This window comes from Microvirga sp. VF16 (assembly GCF_016864375.1).
Lineage (GTDB): Bacteria > Pseudomonadota > Alphaproteobacteria > Rhizobiales > Beijerinckiaceae > Microvirga.
In genome coordinates this window covers 3,087,725-3,106,651 of the sequence record NZ_CP069354.1, presented here as the reverse complement: position 1 = coordinate 3,106,651, position 18,927 = coordinate 3,087,725, and the positions used below count along the sequence as shown (strand labels likewise).

Genomic DNA, 18,927 nt, shown 5'->3' with positions numbered 1-18,927 from the left:
AGTCATCCTCAACCCATATCTCCAGCACGTCGGGGCTGATCGCAGGACTACAGAATTCAGTTGCGGAGCGAAAGCAAACCGCTATTTTCCGCCCCCTGTTGAATGACTTAAAAAAGAAAGAACAATCGTTTATGCCGAAGCCGGTGCGTATTTCGCTTGATGCGATGGGGGGCGATCACGGTCCGTCCGTCGTGATCCCGGGCGCAGCCTTGGCCTTGGAGCGCCATCCCGATCTCCGTTTCCTGATGTTCGGCAATGAAACGATTGTTGCACCTCTCCTGAACGCTCATCCCAAGCTGAAGGAAGCGACCGAGCTGCGCCATACGGACATCGCCATCGCCATGGACGAAAAGCCCAGTCAGGCCATCCGGATGGGGCGGGGCAAGTCTTCCATGTGGCGGGCTGTCCAGGCCGTCCGGGATGGGGAGGCCGATGCCGCCGTCTCGGCCGGTAACACCGGGGCCCTGATGGCGACCGCCAAGGTCTGCCTCAAGACCATGGCGCATATCGAACGCCCGGCGATTGCCTGCATGTGGCCGACCTTAAGGGACGAGAGCATCGTGCTCGATGTCGGTGCGACCATCGGCGCCGATGCGGGCCATCTGGTGGATATGGCAATCATGGGCGCTGCCATGGCGCGCATCGTGTTCGACCTGGATCGCCCGACCGTGGGTCTCCTCAACGTCGGCACGGAAGAGATCAAGGGGATCGAGGCGGTCAAGGAAGCCAGCCGGATTCTGAAGGAATCGACCTTCCCGCACCTGGATTATCGCGGCTTCGTCGAGGGCGACGATATTGGCAAAGGCACAGTCGACGTGGTCGTGACCGAGGGATTCACGGGCAATATTGCCCTGAAGACTGCCGAGGGAACGGCTAAGCAGATCGCCCAGTATCTGCGTTCGGCCATGAGCCGCACCCTGATGGCGAAGATCGGGTACCTGTTCGCGAAACAGGCCTTTAACGCTCTCCGGGACAAGATGGACCCGCGCAAGGTCAATGGCGGCGTCTTCCTGGGGCTCGAAGGAGTGGTCGTCAAAAGCCATGGTGGCACGGACGATCTCGGCTTCGCGAGCGCCATCGACGTCGCTTACGACATGGCGCATTTTGAATTGATGAACACGATCCGGAGCATGTTGGACCATGATCCGGTTGGCCAAACGGCCTGAGGAAGGCGCATCTTGAAACGCACCCGTTCCGTCGTACGCGGCATCGGCTCCTATCTGCCGAGACGCAAGCTGACAAATCAGGACCTTGAGAAGCTGGTCGAGACCTCGCACGAGTGGATCGTGCAGAGGACCGGCATCGAAGAGCGCCACATTGCGGATGATGACGAAACCACATCCGTTCTCGGCATCAAGGCGGCGGAAGCCGCCCTGGCCGATGCCGGGCTCACGGCGGCCGACATCGATCTCGTCATCTGCGCCACCTCGACGCCGGACTACACCTTCCCGTCAACGGCAACGATGATCCAGACCGGCATCGGCATGACCCATGGAGCGGCTTTCGATCTCCAGGCCGTCTGCACGGGCTTCGTCTATGCCGTGGCAACGGCGGACAAGTTTCTGCAGTCGGGTTCGCACAAGCGCGCCCTTGTCGTCGGTGCCGAGACATTCTCCCGTATCCTCGATTGGAATGACCGCACAACCTGCGTGCTGTTCGGCGACGGAGCAGGGGCCATCGTGCTCGAAGCCCAGGAGGGCGAAGGCACTTCGGCCGACCGGGGCGTCCTGACATCCCATCTTCGGTCTGATGGGCGTTACCGGGACAAGCTTTATGTCGATGGCGGTCCAGGCTCGACGAAAACGACCGGCGTCCTGAAGATGGAGGGCCGCGAGGTCTTCAAGTTTGCCGTCGGCATGGTGGCGGACGTGGTGCAGGACGCTTTCACAGCGACCGGCACAAGCGCCGACGACCTGAAGTGGTTCGTGCCGCATCAGGCCAACAAGCGCATCATCACGGCGAGCGCCGACAAGCTCGGCATCGCGCAGGAGAAGGTGGTCATCACCGTCAACAGGCATGGCAATACCTCGGCCGCCTCGATCCCTCTGGCCCTGGATGTCGCCCGCAAGGATGGGCGCATCAAGGACGGCGATCTCGTCATGATCGAGGCCATCGGCGGCGGTTTTACCTGGGGGAGCGCCCTGATCCGGTGGTGAGGCGGAACGGATTCGACTCTGGTGGTATCCGCTAATTCTACCTTGGCGGTTGACCGTAGGGAGCCATCTGCATAGCGTCGTCACGGACGACAAGACCAAAGAACTCATTCGCGCTGGGGAGCTCAATGGCTGGCAAGACGATAACGAGAGCGGATCTGAGCGAGGCTGTGTACCAGAAGGTCGGTCTCTCGCGGACCGAATCGGCTGAACTGGTGGAGCGGGTTCTGGGTGAAATCTGCGACAGCCTGGCCGCTGGCGAGACCGTGAAGCTGTCGTCCTTCGGCTCCTTCATCGTGCGCAGCAAGGGCGAGCGCGTCGGTCGCAATCCCAAGACGGGTGTCGAGGTTCCTATCGATCCTCGCCGGGTGATGGTTTTCAAGCCTTCGAACGTCTTGAAGGCGCATATCAACGGTGAGACCTTCGAAGGCGAGGATTGATCCGGTTATGGCGAGCGGCGTCATGGACAAGAGCCCCGACGCATTCCGCACGATCAGCGAGGTTGCCGAAGACCTCGATATTCCTCAGCATGTGCTGCGCTTCTGGGAAACCCGCTTCAACCATATCAAACCGCTCAAGCGCGGTGGCGGACGGCGCTATTACCGTCCGGACGATGTCGATCTGCTCAAGGGCATCCGCCATCTCCTTTATGGGGAAGGCTATACGATCAAGGGCGTTCAGCGGATCCTGAAAGAGGAAGGGGTCCGCTTCGTTCAGGGCGTGGGGCGCGGAGAGCAGAGTGTCACGACCCTTCTTCCCGAGCCCGGGTCGACGCGCGCCGAGGGGGCTGAGGTCTCCACTGAAGTGCAGCTTGACGATGAAGAAAGCGCCGCCTGTCTCCCTCGTCAGCAGGGACTGGCTCCGGAGGCCCTCCGTGGGCTGCAGATGGCCCTCGAAGAGCTCTATGAATGCGACCGGGTGCTCACCTCGCTGAAGAGTCTGGGGGATGTTCCGGCAGGGGAGTGAAACCTAAGAAATTCAAGGCCGAGGCGTGGGACATGCCCATTTCTCGCTCAGAAAATACGGGTTTCTTATACGCTTTCGAAAATGAGTGCATTCGACCCTTGACAGGGGTTAGGGTGGCCCTTAAACCGCACCCACACCGCTTCGGCGGTCCATGCGCGGGCGTAGCTCAGTCGGTTAGAGTGCCGGCCTGTCACGCCGGAGGTCGCGGGTTCGAGCCCCGTCGCCCGCGCCACTTTCCCTCCCGGATATTCAGCTTCGATACTGCTTGGACGTTCAGATCGCGGCCGAGAAACGTCGTGGTCGATGCGTTGCAGCCCTCCAAGGCGCTCTCCCACACCTTTGGACGGTCTTCGTGCTCCAGCCTGCAGGCCAGTCATACGGCAGAGGCAGCTTGAAGGGATGCTGCCAGATCGGCGGAGGCCTGATTTCTTGGGTTTTGCAGTCGACGGGCCGTAAGTCTTTGCAATATAAAAGAATTTACGCCGGTATTTTCCTTAAGGTCATGACCGAGCGCTGCCTGACCCAACTTGCCCCTGAGAGGTGGTCAGTATTTCGATGTAACATTTCTTCTGCATCAGAAACATGGCCTGCCTGCTCTTTGAGCACATGTCGCTAGAAAAGCTTGGAAAACGGCCCGCCCGCCGAGCCAAACTTAGTTTGGAATCGTTCTTTTTGCGGCAGTGCAAACACTTGTCACGGAAGGGGAACTCCGCTAAGCCTCCCGCGCAATCAGCGTGTTGTCGCAGGGTCCTTTCTTAGGCCTTTCTGGGGCTTAAATGCGTTAGTGATTGCCGGCTTTAGGCCGAATTCCGTTCCTTCTAGGTGTCGTATGACGAATCTCCTCGCCGACTACCTGCCTCTTGTCATCTTCATCGGCGTCTCGCTCCTGATCGGGGTGGCGCTGCTCGTGGCGCCTTTCATCGTCGCCTATAGCCGCCCGGATTCGGAGAAACTGTCTGCTTACGAGTGCGGCTTCAATGCCTTTGACGACGCCCGAATGAAGTTCGACGTGCGGTTCTACCTCGTCGCCATTCTTTTTATCATCTTCGACCTGGAAGTGGCGTTCCTGTTTCCCTGGGCCATTACGTTCGGGAATTTGGGCTGGTTCGGCTTCATCTCCATGATGATCTTCCTCGGCGTCCTAACGATCGGATTCATTTACGAGTGGAAGAAGGGAGCCCTTGAATGGGATTGATCTCCGAAAACCAGTCGACCCTGGTTGCTCCCGCGCCGCGCGGCATCATCGATCCGAATACCGGCAAGCCGGTCGGGTCGACGGATCCCTATTTCGTCTCCATCAACGAGGAGTTGTCCGATAAGGGCTTCCTCGTCACCTCGACCGAAGACCTGATCACCTGGGCGCGCACCGGCTCGCTCATGTGGATGACCTTCGGTCTGGCGTGCTGCGCCGTGGAGATGATGCAGCTGTCCATGCCTCGCTATGATGTCGAGCGCTTCGGCTTCGCCCCGCGCGCATCGCCGCGCCAGTCCGACGTCATGATCGTGGCCGGCACGCTGACCAACAAGATGGCTCCCGCCCTCCGCAAGGTCTATGACCAGATGCCGGAGCCGCGCTACGTCATCTCCATGGGCTCCTGTGCCAATGGCGGCGGCTATTATCATTATTCCTATGCCGTGGTTCGTGGCTGCGACCGTGTCGTGCCAGTCGATATCTACGTGCCGGGCTGCCCGCCGACGGCTGAGGCGCTCCTATATGGGGTGCTGCTTCTGCAGAAGAAGATCCGCCGCACCGGCACCATCGAGCGCTGAGCAAAGGTCATTGCATGAGTGCTGATCTCCAAGCCCTGAGCGATTACATCGTCTCGTCCCTTGGCGAAGCGATCGAGAGCCGGGCCATTGCCTTCGACGAGCTGACAATTGTCGTTCGCCGTGAGGACATCGTGCGGGTGGCGACCTTCCTGCGGGACGATCCGCAGTGCCGGTTCGTCTGCTTCATCGACATCTGCGGGGCAGACTATCCTGCCCGCGAGAACCGTTTCGACGTGGTCTATCACCTTCTTGCGCCGCATCATAACCAGCGCATTCGTGTGAAGGTTGAGACCGACGAGGTGACTCCGGTTCCTTCGCTCGTCGGCATTTGGCCTGCTGCGAATTGGTTCGAGCGTGAGGCCTATGACCTCTACGGCATCCTGTTCTCTGGCCATCCGGACCTGCGCCGGATGCTCACTGATTACGGGTTCGAGGGCCATCCGCTCCGCAAGGACTTCCCGCTCACCGGCTATGTCGAGGTCCGTTACGACGACGGTCAGGGCCGTGTGGTCTATGAGCCGGTGAAGCTCAATCAGGAGTTCCGCAACTTCGATTTCCTCTCGCCCTGGGAGGGCACGGATTACGTGCTGCCCGGCGATGAGAAGGCCAAGGCTTAAGGAGCGGAAGGGCGACCCATGGGCGAGCATAATATCCGCAACTTCACGATCAATTTCGGCCCGCAGCATCCGGCGGCGCACGGCGTTCTGCGCCTTGTGCTGGAGTTGGACGGCGAGGTGGTCGAGCGCGTCGATCCGCATATCGGCCTGCTGCACCGCGGCACCGAGAAGCTGATCGAGTACAAGACCTACGTTCAGGCCAATCCCTATTTCGACCGGCTCGACTATGTCGCGCCGATGAACCAGGAACATGCCTTCTGCATGGCGGTCGAGAAGCTGCTGGGCATCGAGGTGCCCCGCCGCGCCGAGCTGATCCGCGTGCTTTATTCCGAGATCGGGCGCCTTCTCTCGCACCTCCTCAACGTGACCACGCAGGCCATGGACGTCGGCGCGCTCACGCCGCCCCTCTGGGGCTTCGAGGAGCGCGAGAAGCTCATGATCTTCTACGAGCGCGCCTCGGGCGCCCGCATGCACGCCAACTACATCCGTCCCGGCGGCGTGAGCATGGACCTGCCGCCGGAGCTGATCGACGATATCGAGGCCTTCTGCGATCCATTCCTGCAGGTGCTCGACGATCTCGACACCCTCGTGATCGGCAACCGCATCTTCAAGCAGCGCAACGTCGATATCGGCGTTCTCACGCTGGACGATTGCTGGAAGTGGGGCTTCTCGGGGGCTATCGTCCGTAGCTGCGGCGTGGCCTGGGATCTGCGCAAATCGCAGCCGTACTCGCTCTACGAGGAGATGGATTTCGACATCCCCGTGGGCCTGAACGGTGACAACTACGACCGTCAGGTCATCCGCATGGAGGAGATGCGCCAGAGCGTGCGCATCATGCGTCAGTGCCTGGACAAGCTGCGGGCGCCGGACGGGCAGGGGCCTGTGAGCACGCTCGACGGCAAGGTCGCGCCGCCGTCCCGCAGGGATATGAAGCGCTCCATGGAAGCGCTGATCCACCACTTCAAGCTTTACACGGAAGGCTTCCACGTTCCGGCCGGTGAGGTTTACGTCCCGGTTGAGGCTCCGAAGGGTGAGTTCGGCGTGTATCTCGTGTCGGACGGCACCAACAAGCCATATCGCTGCAAGATCCGCGCTCCGGGATTCGCTCATCTTCAGGGCATGGATTTCATGTGCCGCGGCCACATGTTGGCCGACGTCGCAGGCATTCTGGGTTCCATCGACATCGTCTTCGGCGAGGTCGACCGCTAACGCAAAAGCCGCCCCGGGTCCGGGGCGGATGATCCACGCACTTTGAGGCGTGTCGGAAAAGTTCAAGTCGCGAGTGGCCGGGCCTCATGCCCGGCCTTGGCGATGAGGAGAAGAGTGTATGGCCGTTCGTAAGCTCGCGCCTGAAAACATGCAGCCCGAGAGCTTCGTTCTCTCCCAGGAGACCGAGGCTTTCGCGGACAAGGAAATCGCCAAGTATCCGCCAGGCCGCCAGGCGTCGGCTGTGATCGCGCTCCTGACCAAGGCTCAGGAGCAGGCCGGTGGCTGGTTGCCCCGCAAGGCCATCGAGGCCGTCGCGGCGAAGCTCGACATGCCGATCATCCGCGTGATGGAGGTGGCGACCTTCTACACGATGTTCAACCTCGAGCCGGTCGGAAAATATTTCATCCAGTTCTGCGGTACCACGCCCTGCGTTCTGCGCGGTGCTGGCGACATCAAGAAGGTTCTGGAGCACCGCATCGGTGACCAGAACCACGTGACGGCGGACGGCAACTTCTCCTGGCTCGAAGTCGAGTGCCTGGGTGCCTGCTCCAATGCGCCGATGGTGCAGATCAACGATGATTACTATGAGGATCTGACGACGGAGAACTTCGAGAAGCTTCTCGACGATCTCGCCGCTGGCCGCCCGGTGAAGGTGGGTTCTCAGATTGGCCGCAACAGCTCCGAGCCTTTTGAGGCCGTCAACACGCTGAAGGATCCGGCCCTCTACGACGGCTCGATCGTCGGTGCCTGGCGCAAGCGCTTCGAGGAGCAGGCGAAAGCCGCCGAGACTGGCGAGGCGGCAGCGGCGGTCGCCAGCGTTCCGCAGGAAGCAAAGGCTGCCAAGCCGCCATCAGGCCGAGCCACCGAAAGCGATGCTGCCGACACCCCGGCCAAGCGCGCTAAGGAAGGCGAGAAGCTGATCCATCCGGCCGACCAGAAGGATGCCGCTGATCCGTCGAAGGCGACCAAGGTCGAGCCGAAGGAAAAGGGTGCACAGCCCGCTCCCCAAAGCGGCAAGTCCTACGTGGCCACGCCGACGAAGGAAGGCCAGGCGGTGCCCGCCAGCCCGACGACGCCAGAGGCTGGCACTTCGCCTTCACAGGCTGAGGCCCGCCGCGACGGCAGCGAGAGCAAGCCGGGCGTGACCGTCGACAAAGACAACAAGTCGTCCTGATGGAGTGATCGGGAATGCTTCAGGACAAAGATCGTATCTTCACCAACCTCTACGGCTTCCATTCCCCGGACCTCAAGGCCGCGAAGATGCGCGGCGCCTGGGACGGAACGAAGTTCCTCCTCGAGCAGGGCCGCGACTGGATCGTCAACGAGATGAAGGGGTCGGGCCTGCGCGGCCGCGGCGGCGCGGGCTTCCCCACGGGCCTGAAATGGTCCTTCATGCCCAAGCAGTCGGACGGCCGTCCGCACTACCTGGTCGTGAACGCGGACGAGTCGGAGCCGGGCACCTGTAAGGACCGTGAGATCATGCGGAACGATCCGCATCTTCTCGTCGAAGGATGCCTCATCGCCTCCTTCGCCATGGGCGCACACGCGGCCTACATCTATATCCGCGGCGAGTACGTGGCCGAGCGTCATGCGCTTCAGCGGGCGGTGGACGAGGCCTACGAGGCCAAGCTCATCGGCAAGGACAACATCCACGGCTATCCCTTCGACCTCTACGTCCACCACGGTGCAGGTGCCTATATCTGCGGCGAGGAGACGGCGCTCATTGAGAGCATGGAAGGCAAGAAGGGCATGCCGCGCCTGAAGCCGCCGTTCCCGGCCAATATGGGCCTCTACGGCTGCCCGACCACGGTCAACAACGTCGAGTCCATCGCCGTTGCCGGTACGATCCTGCGCCGCGGTGCCGCCTGGTTCTCCAGCATCGGCCGCCCGAACAACGTGGGCACCAAGCTCTTCTGCGTGTCGGGCCACGTCAACAAGCCCTGCAACGTGGAAGAGGCCATGGGCCTCACCTTCCGCGAGCTGATCGACCGCCACTGCGGCGGCATCCGCGGCGGCTGGGACAACCTGCTCGGCGTCATCCCCGGCGGATCCTCGGTGCCGATCGTTCCGGCCGAGCAGATCGCCGACGCCTACATGGATTTCGACACGCTGCGGAACCTGAAGTCCGGCCTTGGCACCGCCGCCGTGATCGTGATGGACAAGTCCACGGACATCGTCCGCGCCATCGCCCGCATCTCCTACTTCTACAAGCACGAGAGCTGCGGCCAGTGCACGCCGTGCCGCGAGGGCACGGGCTGGATGTGGCGCGTGCTCACCCGCATGGCCGAAGGCCGCGCCCAGAAGCGCGAGATCGACATGCTGCTCGAAGTTTCGACTCAGATCGAAGGCCATACCATCTGCGCGCTCGGCGATGCGGCGGCTTGGCCGGTTCAGGGTCTGATCCGCCACTTCCGTCATGAGATCGAGAAGCGGATCGACGATTACGCGGCAAACCCGCATTCCGAATCCGTCCTCATTGCGGCGGAGTGAGATTGAAGATGGCGAAAATCATCGTTGATGGCGTCGAGGTCGACGTTCCCGTGGAATTCACGCTGCTTCAGGCCGCTGAGGCCGCTGGCGCTGAAATTCCGCGTTTCTGCTACCACGAGCGGCTCTCGATCGCCGGCAACTGCCGTATGTGCCTCGTCGAGGTGAAGGGCGCGCCGAAGCCGGTCGCATCCTGCGCCTGGGGCGTGCGCGACTGCCGTCCGGGCCCAAATGGCGAGCCGCCGGAAATCTCGACCAAGTCGCCGACGGTGAAGAAGGCGCGCGAAGGGGTGATGGAGTTCCTCCTCATCAACCACCCGCTCGATTGTCCGATCTGCGACCAGGGCGGCCAGTGCGACCTGCAGGACCAGGCCATGGCCTACGGCGTCGATACGAGCCGCTATCACGAGAACAAGCGCGCGGTGACCGACAAGTATCTCGGCCCGTTGGTCCGCACCTCCATGAACCGGTGCATCCACTGCACCCGCTGCGTGCGGTTTTCTGCCGAAGTGGCGGGCGTGCCGGATCTCGGCGCCATCTGGCGCGGCGAGGACATGGAGATCACCAGCTATCTCGAGCGGGCTCTCGGCTCCGAGCTGCAGGCCAACGTGGCGGATCTCTGCCCGGTCGGCGCGCTCACCCACAAGCCGGAATCCTTCCATTTTCGCCCATGGGAGCTCACCAAGACCGATTCCGTCGACGTGATGGATGCGGTCGGCTCCGCGATCCGCGTCGATTCCCGTGGCCGTGAAGTGATGCGCATCCTGCCGCGTGTGAACGAGGCGGTGAACGAGGAGTGGATCACCGACAAGACCCGTCAGATCGTCGACGGACTGCGCCTGCAGCGCCTCGACCGTCCCTTCGTGCGCGAGAACGGCCGCCTGCGTCCGGCCTCCTGGCAGGAGGCTTTCGCCACCGTCGCCAACCGCGTGAAAGGCACAGATCCGAAGCGCATCGGCGCCATCGTTGGCGATCTCGCCGCCGTCGAAGAGATGTACGCCCTGAAGCTTCTCATGCAGAGCCTCGGCGTCACCAATGTCGATGCACGCCAGGACGGCTCGCTGCTGTCGCCGGTCTATGGCCGCGGCTCGTACATCTTCAACACCACCATCGCCGGCATCGAGGATGCAGACGCGATCCTCATCGTGGGCTCGAACCCGCGCATCGAGGCCTCACTCGTCAACGTGCGTATCCGCAAGCGCTGGCGCATGGCTCCGCCGCCGATTGCGATGATCGGCGAGCACGCCGACCTGACCTATCCCTACGAGTATCTCGGCGCCGGTCCCGAAACGCTGACCGAGCTCGCTGCCGGCCGCCACAGCTTCATCGACAAGCTGAGGGCTGCCGAGCGTCCGCTGATCATCGTGGGGCAGGGCGCTCTTTCCCGCCCGGACGGTCTCGCCATTCTCTCGGCGGTCGCACAGCTCGCCCGCGATGTCGGCGCGGTGAAGGACGGCTGGAACGGCTTCTCGGTGCTCCATACGGCAGCCTCCCGCGTCGGCGCGCTCGATCTCGGCCTTGTGCCGGGCGAGTGGGGTCTCAATGCGCAGACCATGGCACAGGGCGAGGTGGATGTGCTGTTCAATCTCGGCGCCGACGAGATCGACATCGCGCCTGGCGCCTTCGTGATCTACCAGGGCACCCATGGCGACCGTGGCGCGCACCGCGCTGACGTGATTCTGCCGGCTGCGACCTATACGGAGAAGTCTGGCACCTACGTGAACACGGAAGGCCGGGTGCAGGTCGCAAACCGCGCCGCCTTCGCTCCCGGCGAAGCCCGCGAGGACTGGGCCATCCTGCGTGCCCTGTCCGACGTGCTGGGCCACCGTCTGCCGTTCGACTCGCTGAATGCGCTGCGTGCGAAGCTCTATGCGCATTACCCGCACTTTGCGGCCATCGACACGGTCCAGCCGGCCGATGGCTTTGCGGCCGTTCAGGCGCTGTCGAATATCGGCGGCACCCCTGGCCGCGAGCCGTTCGTGAGCCCCGTGAAGGACTTCTATCTGACGAACCCGATTGCCCGCGCCTCCGGCGTCATGGCCGAGTGCTCTGCGCTCGCTCGTGAGCTGAAGCTCGAGGCGGCTGAGTAAGAGGAACGGATCATGGAATTTGGAGATATCCTCCTCGCAGTCGCGATCATGCTGGGCAAGAGCCTCCTCCTGCTCGTCGCGCTTCTCGTCTTCATCGCCTATGCGCTTTACGCCGACCGCAAGGTCTGGGCAGCGGTGCAGTTGCGCCGCGGCCCGAACGTGGTCGGCCCCTGGGGCCTGTTCCAGTCCTTCGCCGACCTGCTGAAGTTCGTGCTGAAGGAGCCGGTCATCCCGGCACCGGCCAACAAGGGCATGTTCCTGCTCGCACCGCTGGTGATGTGCACCCTGTCGCTCGCGGCCTGGGCGGTCATTCCGCTCAACGCGGGCTGGGCGATTGCCGATATCAATGTCGGCATCCTCTACATCTTCGCGATTTCGTCGCTCGGCGTCTACGGCGTCATCATGGGCGGCTGGGCCTCGAACTCGAAGTACCCGTTCCTCGGCGCGCTCCGCTCCGCGGCGCAGATGGTCTCCTACGAGGTCTCCATCGGCTTCGTCATCGTGACCGTGCTCATGTGCGCGGGAACCCTGAACCTGTCGGACATCGTGGAATCGCAGAACACCCGCCTCGGTATCCTCGGCTGGTACTGGCTGCCGCTCTTCCCGATGTTCGTGGTGTTCTTCATCTCGGCCATGGCCGAGACGAACCGTCCGCCCTTCGACCTCCCTGAGGCAGAATCGGAGCTCGTGGCCGGCTATATGGTGGAATATTCCTCCACGCCATACCTGCTCTTCATGCTCGGCGAATACGTGGCCATCATGACCATGTGCGCGCTCGGCACGATCCTGTTCCTCGGCGGCTGGCTGTCGCCGATCCCGTTCGCGCCCTTCACCTGGGTGCCGGGCGTAATCTGGTTCGTGTTGAAGGCGAGCTTCCTCTTCTTCCTCATCGCCATGGTGAAAGCCCTGGTGCCACGCTACCGCTACGATCAGCTCATGCGTCTCGGCTGGAAGGTCTTCCTGCCGCTGTCGCTCGCCATGGTCATCGTCGTGGCGGCTGTTCTGATGGTCACCGGCAATGCGCCGGGCGTCCGCTAAAGGAGATCGGCCATGCAGCTCGACCGCATTGCCCAATCCCTCCTGCTGAAGGAGTTCATCTCGGGTTTTATCCTGACGGTGAAATACTTCTTCAAGCCGAAGGCGACCCTGAACTATCCCTTCGAGATGGGCCATCGCGGCCCGCGTTTCCGCGGCGAGCACGCCCTGCGCCGCTATCCTAACGGGGAAGAGCGCTGCATCGCGTGCAAGCTCTGCGAGGCCATCTGCCCGGCCCAGGCCATCACCATTGAGGCCGGACCACGCCGCAACGACGGCACTCGCCGCACGACGCGCTACGACATCGACATGGTGAAGTGCATCTATTGCGGCATGTGCCAGGAGGCCTGCCCGGTCGATGCCATCGTGGAAGGGCCGAACCTCGAGTTCTCCGTGGAGACCCGCGAGGAACTTTATTACGACAAGGCCAAGCTTCTCGATAACGGGGAGCGCTGGGAGCGCGAGATCGCGAGGAACCTCGCGAAGACCGCCCCCTACCGGTAAGAGCGTCCTGCCCGGTAAGGGCAGGGGGCAAGCATGTCCGGCGGGTTGTGCCCCCCGGATTCGGATTTTATAGACAGGCCGCCGGATTCTCGGCGCCACGTCGGAAGGGGCCGCTCTCCAGCGGCTGAGCTCAAGCATGACGGTTACCGCCGCCTTCTTCTATCTGTTCGCGACGATCACGATCGCCTCCGGCTTCATGGTGATTGCCTCCCGCAACCCCGTGCAGTCGGTGCTCTTCCTCATCCTGGCCTTCGTCAATGCGGCAGGGCTGTTCCTGATGATGGGAGCCGAGTTCCTGGCGATGATCCTGGTCATCGTCTATGTGGGCGCGGTCGCGGTGCTTTTCCTCTTCGTCGTCATGATGCTCGACGTGGACTTTGCGGCGCTTCGCCAGGGCTTCCTGCAATATCTGCCCATCGGCGGGCTGATCGGTGTGATCTTTCTGCTCGAGCTGATCCTGGTGATCGGTGCCTATGCCGTCGATCCGGGCCTCGTTCGCTCGCCCGCGGTTCCGATCCCGGCGCCCGACGTCATGACCAACACCGAGGCGCTCGGCCAGGTTCTCTACACCCGGTACTTCTATTTCTTCCAGGCAGCCGGCCTGATCCTGCTGGTCGCTATGATCGGCGCCATCGTGCTGACCCTGCGTGAGCGTGTCGGCATCCGGCGCCAGGACATTTCCAAGCAGAATGCCCGGACGCAAGAGACAGCCGTCGAGGTGCGGAAGGTTCCCTTCCGCCAGGGCATCTAAGGAGGCACGCAATGGTTATCGGACTGGGCCATTATCTCACCGTTGCCGCCGTGCTCTTCACGCTCGGGGTCTTCGGCATCTTCATCAATCGGAAGAACGTGATCGTCATCCTGATGTCCATCGAGCTGATCCTGCTCGCCGTGAACATCAACATGGTTGCCTTCTCGACCCACCTGAACGACATCGTCGGACAGGTCTTCGCCATGCTGATCCTCACGGTCGCGGCGGCAGAGGCGGCCATCGGCCTTGCGATTCTCGTGGTTTTCTTCCGCAACCGCGGCTCCATCGCAGTCGAAGACGTCAACAGGTTGAGGGGCTAAGCCCGAACGGCGAAGTAAACGACAATGTATCACGCAATCGTCTTCCTGCCGCTCGTCGGCTTCCTCATCGCAGGCATCTTCGGTCGGCTCCTCGGCGCCCGGCCGAGCGAGATCATAACGACCGCGCTGCTCTTCGTGGCGGCCGTCCTGTCCTGGGTGTCCTTCATCCAGGTCGGCTTCGGTGACGGGGCCACCCGGATCCAGGTCGCCCAGTGGATGTCGGTTGGAGATCTTCAGGTCGATTGGGCGTTCCGGATCGACACGCTGACCGCCATGATGCTGGTCGTGGTCAACACGGTCTCGGCGCTCGTGCACCTCTATTCCATCGGCTACATGCACGAGGATCCGCACCGTCCGCGTTTCTTCGCCTATCTGTCGCTCTTCACCTTCACCATGCTCATGCTGGTGACGGCCGACAATCTGGTCCAGATGTTCTTCGGCTGGGAAGGCGTGGGCCTCGCGAGCTACCTGCTCATCGGCTTCTGGTACCAGAAGGATTCCGCCAACGCAGCGGCCATGAAGGCCTTCATTGTCAACCGCGTCGGCGATTTCGGCTTCCTGCTCGGCATCTTCACGGTCTTCGTGCTGTTCAATGGCGTCACGTTCGACGCGATCTTCCCGCGCGTTTCCGAGTTCGCGAATGCGCGCTTCATGTTCCTCGGCATCGAGTGGCATGCCCTGACCATCGCCTGCCTGCTTCTCTTCATGGGCGCCATGGGCAAGTCGGCCCAGTTCCTGCTGCACACCTGGCTGCCGGACGCGATGGAAGGCCCGACCCCGGTTTCCGCACTCATCCATGCCGCCACCATGGTGACCGCCGGCGTGTTCATGGTCGCGCGCCTGTCGCCGATCTTCGAATACGCCCCGGCCGCGCTCGCAGTCGTCACCGTCATCGGCGGAATCACTGCCTTCTTCGCCGCGACCGTCGGTCTGGTTCAGAACGACATCAAGCGCGTCATCGCCTATTCGACTTGCTCGCAGCTCGGCTACATGTTCGTGGGCCTCGGCGTCGGTGCCTATAGCGCCGGTGTGTTCCATCTGTTCACGCACGCCTTCTTCAAGGCGCTGCTGTTCTTGGGTGCCGGCTCGGTCATCCATGCGATGCACCATGAGCAGGATATTCGCCACATGGGTGCCCTGCGCCGCTACATCCCGTTCACCACGGCAATGATGGCCATCGGCACCCTGGCGCTAACCGGCTTCCCGTTCACGGCAGGCTACTACTCGAAGGATGCGATCATCGAGGCGGCCTATGCGGCCCATTCTTCGGCAGGCTCCTTCGCCTTCCTGGCGACCGTCGTCGCCGCCTTCATGACCTCGTTCTACTCCTGGCGTCTGTTCTTCCTCACCTTCGAGGGCACTGCGCGCTGGGGCCACGGACACCATGCTCCGAGCGCCCATGAGGGCGTGGAGCATGATGAAACCGGTCACGATGTCGAGCCGGCCTCTCATGCTCAGCACACGCACGGTCATGACGACCATGGACATCACGGATCGCACACGCCCCACGAGAGCCCGCTCGTGATGCTCCTGCCGCTGCTCGTTCTCGCCATCGGGGCGGTTCTGGCCGGTATCGTCTTCCACGGCGCCTTCATCGGTGAAGGCTATCAGGAGTTCTGGAAGGATGCTCTGTACACCCGTCCCGACAACCACATCCTGGAAGAGATGCACCATCTCCCGGGCTGGGTGCCGCTACTCCCGACGATCATGATGATCCTGGGCTTCCTGCTGGCCGTCTACATGTACATCATTGACAACAAGCAGCCGGCGAAGCTCGCAGCCGATCACCCGATCCTGTACCGCTTCCTACTGAACAAATGGTACTTCGACGAGCTGTACGACGCCATCTTCGTGCGGCCGGCCATGGCCATTGGCCGCTTCTTCTGGCGCACGGGCGACCAGCGCATCATCGACGGGCTCGGACCTGACGGCATTTCCTCCCGTGTCCTCGACGTGACGCGCGGCGTGGTGCGGATCCAGACGGGCTACGTCTACCATTATGCCTTTGCCATGCTGATCGGCGTTGCCGCTCTCGTGACCTTCTATCTCTTCAGGGGAGCCCACTAATGCTCGGCTTCGGCATCCTCTCCGGCCTTCTTATTCTCCCACTCGTCGGAGCGGCCTTCATCCTGACCCTGCGCGGCGATAGCGAGGCTACTCGCTCCAACGCTCGCTGGGCCGCGCTTGCTACGACGATTGCGACCTTCCTTCTGTCGCTTGTCGCCTGGGCGCGGTTCGACATCGCTTCGGCGTCGTTCCAGCTCGTGGAAAGCCATGCCTGGCTGACCGAGACCATCCGGTTCAAGCTCGGCGTCGACGGCTTCTCGATGCCGCTCATTCTGCTGACGACATTCCTGATGCCATTCTGCATCCTGGCCTCGTGGGAATCGATCGAGAACCGGGTGAAGGAATATTTCGTCGCCTTCCTCGTGCTCGAGACCACGATGATCGGCGTGTTCGTCGCGCTCGACCTCGTGCTGTTCTATCTGTTCTTCGAGGCGGGCCTCATTCCGATGTTCCTCATCATCGGGATCTGGGGTGGCAAGCGACGCATCTATGCAAGCTTCAAGTTTTTCCTCTACACGCTCCTCGGCTCTGTCCTGATGCTTCTGGCCATCATGGCCATGTACTGGACGGCAGGCACGACCGACATCCCGACGCTGCTGACCTATAAGTTCGCGCCGAATCTCCAGATCTGGCTCTGGCTCGCCTTCTTTGCTTCTTTTGCGGTGAAGATGCCGATGTGGCCGGTCCACACCTGGCTGCCGGATGCGCACGTGGAAGCACCGACGGCCGGTTCCGTGATCCTGGCGGGCGTTCTCCTGAAGATGGGTGGTTACGGCTTCATCCGAATGTCGCTGCCCATGTTCCCGGATGCGTCGCTCTATTTCGCGCCGCTGGTCTATGCGCTCTCCATCATCGCGATCATCTACACCTCGCTCGTCGCCCTGATGCAGGAGGACATCAAGAAGCTCATCGCCTATTCCTCGGTGGCGCATATGGGCTTTGTCACCATGGGCCTGTTCAGCATGAACGAGCAGGGTATCCAGGGGGCGATGTTCACCATGATCTCCCACGGCCTTGTCTCGGGCGCGCTCTTCCTCAGCGTGGGCGTGATCTATGACCGGATGCACACCCGCGAGATCAAGGCCTATGGCGGTCTGGTGAACCGGATGCCGCTCTATGCGGTGGTCTTCCTCATCCTGACCATGGCCAATGTGGCGCTGCCCGGCACTTCAGGCTTCATCGGCGAGTTCCTGACCCTGTTGGGCGCCTTCCGCTCCAACACCTGGGTTGCGTTCTTCGCCGCGACTGGCGTGATCCTCTCGGCCGCCTATGCCCTCTGGCTCTACCGGCGCGTGGTCTATGGAGAGCTCGACAAGCCGGCCCTCCAGGGTATCACGGACTTGAACCGCCGCGAGATCATCACCTTCGCGCCGCTCGTCCTGCTCATCATTTACTACGGCGTGCAGCCCGGTCCGATCCTCGACGCCTTCGCGGCGCCGACGGATGCGCTCATGAATAGCGTACAGGCTGCGCTCGCTACCGTGAAAACGGCCGCTGTCATCGCACACTGAGGTCACGATGAATCCCGCCCTCACCATTCCTGCTTTCGGTCCGATGCTGCCAGAGATCCTTATGGCAGCAGGGGCTCTCATCCTGGTCCTCTACGGCGCGTTCCGTGGCGAGCGGTCGGGCTATGGCATGAACGTCATCGCACTGGCGTTGATCGCCGTCACGTTCGTGGCCGTCCTGACGCTCCCGTCCGAGCGGGTCGAGACCATGGCCGGTTCCTTCGTCGTCGACGGCTTCGCCAAGTTCATGAAGGCGCTGACGCTTTTGGGGTCGGCCGGCGGCATCATCCTCTCTATGGACTATATGCGCCGTGAGGGGATCTATCGCTTCGAGTATCCGATCCTGATCGTGCTCTCGACCATCGGCATGATGATGGTGATTTCGGCAAACGACCTGATCGCCCTCTATCTCGGCCTCGAACTGCTCAGCCTGTCGTCCTACGTGATCGCGGCCTTCGACCGCGACAATGTCCGCTCGACCGAAGCTGGCCTGAAGTACTTCGTGCTTGGTGCGCTTTCCTCCGGCATGCTCCTTTATGGTGCGTCGCTAGTTTATGGCTTCACGGGCAGCGTGTCCTTCCCGACCATTGCGATGGTTCTGCAAGGAACCGTCGGCATTGGTGCCATCGTTGGCCTCGTCTTCATTGCCGCCGGCATCGCCTTCAAGATCTCGGCTGTGCCGTTCCACATGTGGACGCCAGACGTGTACGAAGGTTCGCCGACCCCTGTGACGGCCTTCTTCGCCGCCGCTCCCAAGATGGCCGGCATGGCGATGGCGACCCGCGTCTTCATCGATGCCTTCCCGGGCATCCTGGTTCAATGGCAGCAGATCATCGTCTTCATCTCGATCGCCTCGATGGCGCTTGGCTCCTTTGCTGCTATCGGCCAGCGCAACCTGAAGCGCCTGATGGCCTATTCCTCAATCGGTAATGTGGGCTATGCGCTGATCGGTCTTGCCGCCGGCACGCCTGAGGGCGTTCAGGGCGTCGCCATCTATATGGCGATCTACCTCGCTATGACGCTCGGTTCCTTCGCGATCATCCTCGCGATGCGTCGCGGCAATGTGATGTTCGAGTCGATCGACGACCTTTCCGGCCTCTCTCGCACCCACCCCGCCTTGGCTTTCTGCCTGGCCATGATGATGTTCTCACTGGCCGGCATTCCGCCGCTCGCGGGCTTCTTCGCCAAGTTCTACGTCTTTGCTGCAGCGATCCAGGCTAACCTCGTGACCCTGGCGGTGATCGGCGTCGTGACAAGCGTGATCGGCGCCTATTACTATCTGCGCATCGTCAAGGTGATGTACTTTGATGCGCCGGTCGAGCGGTTCGAGCCCATGTCGCCGGGCGTGAGCTTCGTGCTTGTCGTGTCGAGCGCCGTGGTGCTGCTATTCTGGCTGGTGCCGACACCCATCGTCAACGCTGCGGGCGCCGCTGCGCGCTCGCTGTTCTGA

At 62.1% G+C, this 18,927-nt stretch carries 18 protein-coding genes and 1 tRNA gene; all 19 read left to right on the top strand.

Translation table 11 applies throughout. The features are described 5' to 3' along the window. Positions 1-131: 131 nt before the first annotated feature. Positions 132-1,166, top strand: a complete 1,035-nt coding sequence (plsX, locus tag JO965_RS14470) for a phosphate acyltransferase PlsX (protein ID WP_203439588.1) — start codon at positions 132-134, stop codon at positions 1,164-1,166. 12 nt (positions 1,167-1,178) lie between these two features. Beyond that, the gene (locus tag JO965_RS14465; RefSeq protein ID WP_203439587.1) at positions 1,179-2,156 is read left to right on the top strand and encodes a beta-ketoacyl-ACP synthase III; all 978 of its coding nucleotides are present in this window, start codon (positions 1,179-1,181) and stop codon (positions 2,154-2,156) included. Positions 2,157-2,281: 125 nt separating this feature from the next. Continuing rightward, on the top strand, positions 2,282-2,593 hold the full coding sequence (locus JO965_RS14460; protein WP_152709275.1) for an integration host factor subunit alpha: 312 nt from the start codon (positions 2,282-2,284) through the stop codon (positions 2,591-2,593). Between the two features lie 22 nt (positions 2,594-2,615). Next, entirely contained in the window at positions 2,616-3,119 is a 504-nt protein-coding gene (locus tag JO965_RS14455) for a MerR family transcriptional regulator (protein WP_203439586.1), read from the top strand. A gap of 155 nt (positions 3,120-3,274) precedes the next feature. Further along, positions 3,275-3,351: transfer RNA gene (locus tag JO965_RS14450), tRNA-Asp, on the top strand. A 597-nt stretch (positions 3,352-3,948) separates the two neighbouring features. Further along, the gene (locus JO965_RS14445) at positions 3,949-4,314 is read left to right on the top strand and encodes an NADH-quinone oxidoreductase subunit A (RefSeq protein ID WP_203439585.1); all 366 of its coding nucleotides are present in this window, start codon (positions 3,949-3,951) and stop codon (positions 4,312-4,314) included. Further along, complete coding sequence (locus tag JO965_RS14440) at positions 4,305-4,889, top strand: NADH-quinone oxidoreductase subunit B family protein (protein WP_203439584.1); 585 nt, start codon at positions 4,305-4,307, stop codon at positions 4,887-4,889. Before JO965_RS14445 ends, JO965_RS14440 begins: the two co-directional genes overlap by 10 nt. Positions 4,890-4,903: 14 nt before the next feature. Next, the gene (locus tag JO965_RS14435) at positions 4,904-5,506 is read left to right on the top strand and encodes an NADH-quinone oxidoreductase subunit C (protein ID WP_203439583.1); all 603 of its coding nucleotides are present in this window, start codon (positions 4,904-4,906) and stop codon (positions 5,504-5,506) included. An 18-nt stretch (positions 5,507-5,524) separates the two neighbouring features. Further along, positions 5,525-6,715, top strand: a complete 1,191-nt coding sequence (locus JO965_RS14430) for an NADH-quinone oxidoreductase subunit D (RefSeq protein WP_203439582.1) — start codon at positions 5,525-5,527, stop codon at positions 6,713-6,715. 118 nt (positions 6,716-6,833) lie between these two features. After that, positions 6,834-7,889 (top strand): NADH-quinone oxidoreductase subunit NuoE, encoded by a 1,056-nt coding sequence (nuoE, locus tag JO965_RS14425; protein ID WP_203439581.1) that lies wholly within the window; start codon positions 6,834-6,836, stop codon positions 7,887-7,889. Positions 7,890-7,903: 14 nt separating this feature from the next. Next, complete coding sequence (nuoF, locus tag JO965_RS14420) at positions 7,904-9,205, top strand: NADH-quinone oxidoreductase subunit NuoF (RefSeq protein ID WP_203439580.1); 1,302 nt, start codon at positions 7,904-7,906, stop codon at positions 9,203-9,205. A gap of 8 nt (positions 9,206-9,213) precedes the next feature. After that, positions 9,214-11,292 carry an NADH-quinone oxidoreductase subunit NuoG gene (gene nuoG / locus JO965_RS14415; RefSeq protein ID WP_203439579.1) on the top strand — a complete coding sequence of 693 codons (2,079 nt, stop codon included), beginning with the start codon at positions 9,214-9,216 and terminating at the stop codon, positions 11,290-11,292. Positions 11,293-11,304: 12 nt separating this feature from the next. After that, entirely contained in the window at positions 11,305-12,330 is a 1,026-nt protein-coding gene (gene nuoH / locus JO965_RS14410) for an NADH-quinone oxidoreductase subunit NuoH (protein ID WP_203439578.1), read from the top strand. Between the two features lie 12 nt (positions 12,331-12,342). Further along, the gene (nuoI, locus tag JO965_RS14405; RefSeq protein WP_036351473.1) at positions 12,343-12,831 is read left to right on the top strand and encodes an NADH-quinone oxidoreductase subunit NuoI; all 489 of its coding nucleotides are present in this window, start codon (positions 12,343-12,345) and stop codon (positions 12,829-12,831) included. A gap of 136 nt (positions 12,832-12,967) precedes the next feature. Next, positions 12,968-13,582, top strand: coding sequence for an NADH-quinone oxidoreductase subunit J (locus JO965_RS14400; RefSeq protein ID WP_203439577.1), 615 nt, complete (start codon positions 12,968-12,970; stop codon positions 13,580-13,582). A gap of 11 nt (positions 13,583-13,593) precedes the next feature. After that, positions 13,594-13,902, top strand: a complete 309-nt coding sequence (nuoK, locus tag JO965_RS14395; RefSeq protein WP_036351479.1) for an NADH-quinone oxidoreductase subunit NuoK — start codon at positions 13,594-13,596, stop codon at positions 13,900-13,902. A gap of 24 nt (positions 13,903-13,926) precedes the next feature. After that, positions 13,927-15,969, top strand: coding sequence for an NADH-quinone oxidoreductase subunit L (gene nuoL / locus JO965_RS14390; protein WP_203439576.1), 2,043 nt, complete (start codon positions 13,927-13,929; stop codon positions 15,967-15,969). Next, positions 15,969-17,480 carry an NADH-quinone oxidoreductase subunit M gene (locus JO965_RS14385; RefSeq protein ID WP_203439575.1) on the top strand — a complete coding sequence of 504 codons (1,512 nt, stop codon included), beginning with the start codon at positions 15,969-15,971 and terminating at the stop codon, positions 17,478-17,480. The genes nuoL and JO965_RS14385 overlap by 1 nt, the downstream gene beginning before the upstream one ends. Before the next feature lie 7 nt (positions 17,481-17,487). Further along, positions 17,488-18,927, top strand: a complete 1,440-nt coding sequence (nuoN, locus tag JO965_RS14380; RefSeq protein ID WP_203439574.1) for an NADH-quinone oxidoreductase subunit NuoN — start codon at positions 17,488-17,490, stop codon at positions 18,925-18,927.

What these genes read in the sequence shown, in the direction of transcription:
- plsX (WP_203439588.1), top strand. Translation starts at nt 132, where the DNA reads ATGCCGAAGCCGGTGCGTATTTCGCTTGATGCGATGGGGGGCGATCAC.
- JO965_RS14460 (WP_152709275.1), top strand. Translation starts at nt 2,282, where the DNA reads ATGGCTGGCAAGACGATAACGAGAGCGGATCTGAGCGAGGCTGTGTAC.
- JO965_RS14455 (WP_203439586.1), top strand. Translation starts at nt 2,616, where the DNA reads ATGGACAAGAGCCCCGACGCATTCCGCACGATCAGCGAGGTTGCCGAA.
- JO965_RS14445 (WP_203439585.1), top strand. Translation starts at nt 3,949, where the DNA reads ATGACGAATCTCCTCGCCGACTACCTGCCTCTTGTCATCTTCATCGGC.
- JO965_RS14440 (WP_203439584.1), top strand. Translation starts at nt 4,305, where the DNA reads ATGGGATTGATCTCCGAAAACCAGTCGACCCTGGTTGCTCCCGCGCCG.
- JO965_RS14435 (WP_203439583.1), top strand. Translation starts at nt 4,904, where the DNA reads ATGAGTGCTGATCTCCAAGCCCTGAGCGATTACATCGTCTCGTCCCTT.
- JO965_RS14430 (WP_203439582.1), top strand. Translation starts at nt 5,525, where the DNA reads ATGGGCGAGCATAATATCCGCAACTTCACGATCAATTTCGGCCCGCAG.
- nuoE (WP_203439581.1), top strand. Translation starts at nt 6,834, where the DNA reads ATGGCCGTTCGTAAGCTCGCGCCTGAAAACATGCAGCCCGAGAGCTTC.
- nuoF (WP_203439580.1), top strand. Translation starts at nt 7,904, where the DNA reads ATGCTTCAGGACAAAGATCGTATCTTCACCAACCTCTACGGCTTCCAT.
- nuoG (WP_203439579.1), top strand. Translation starts at nt 9,214, where the DNA reads ATGGCGAAAATCATCGTTGATGGCGTCGAGGTCGACGTTCCCGTGGAA.
- nuoH (WP_203439578.1), top strand. Translation starts at nt 11,305, where the DNA reads ATGGAATTTGGAGATATCCTCCTCGCAGTCGCGATCATGCTGGGCAAG.
- nuoI (WP_036351473.1), top strand. Translation starts at nt 12,343, where the DNA reads ATGCAGCTCGACCGCATTGCCCAATCCCTCCTGCTGAAGGAGTTCATC.
- JO965_RS14400 (WP_203439577.1), top strand. Translation starts at nt 12,968, where the DNA reads ATGACGGTTACCGCCGCCTTCTTCTATCTGTTCGCGACGATCACGATC.
- nuoK (WP_036351479.1), top strand. Translation starts at nt 13,594, where the DNA reads ATGGTTATCGGACTGGGCCATTATCTCACCGTTGCCGCCGTGCTCTTC.
- nuoL (WP_203439576.1), top strand. Translation starts at nt 13,927, where the DNA reads ATGTATCACGCAATCGTCTTCCTGCCGCTCGTCGGCTTCCTCATCGCA.
- JO965_RS14385 (WP_203439575.1), top strand. Translation starts at nt 15,969, where the DNA reads ATGCTCGGCTTCGGCATCCTCTCCGGCCTTCTTATTCTCCCACTCGTC.
- nuoN (WP_203439574.1), top strand. Translation starts at nt 17,488, where the DNA reads ATGAATCCCGCCCTCACCATTCCTGCTTTCGGTCCGATGCTGCCAGAG.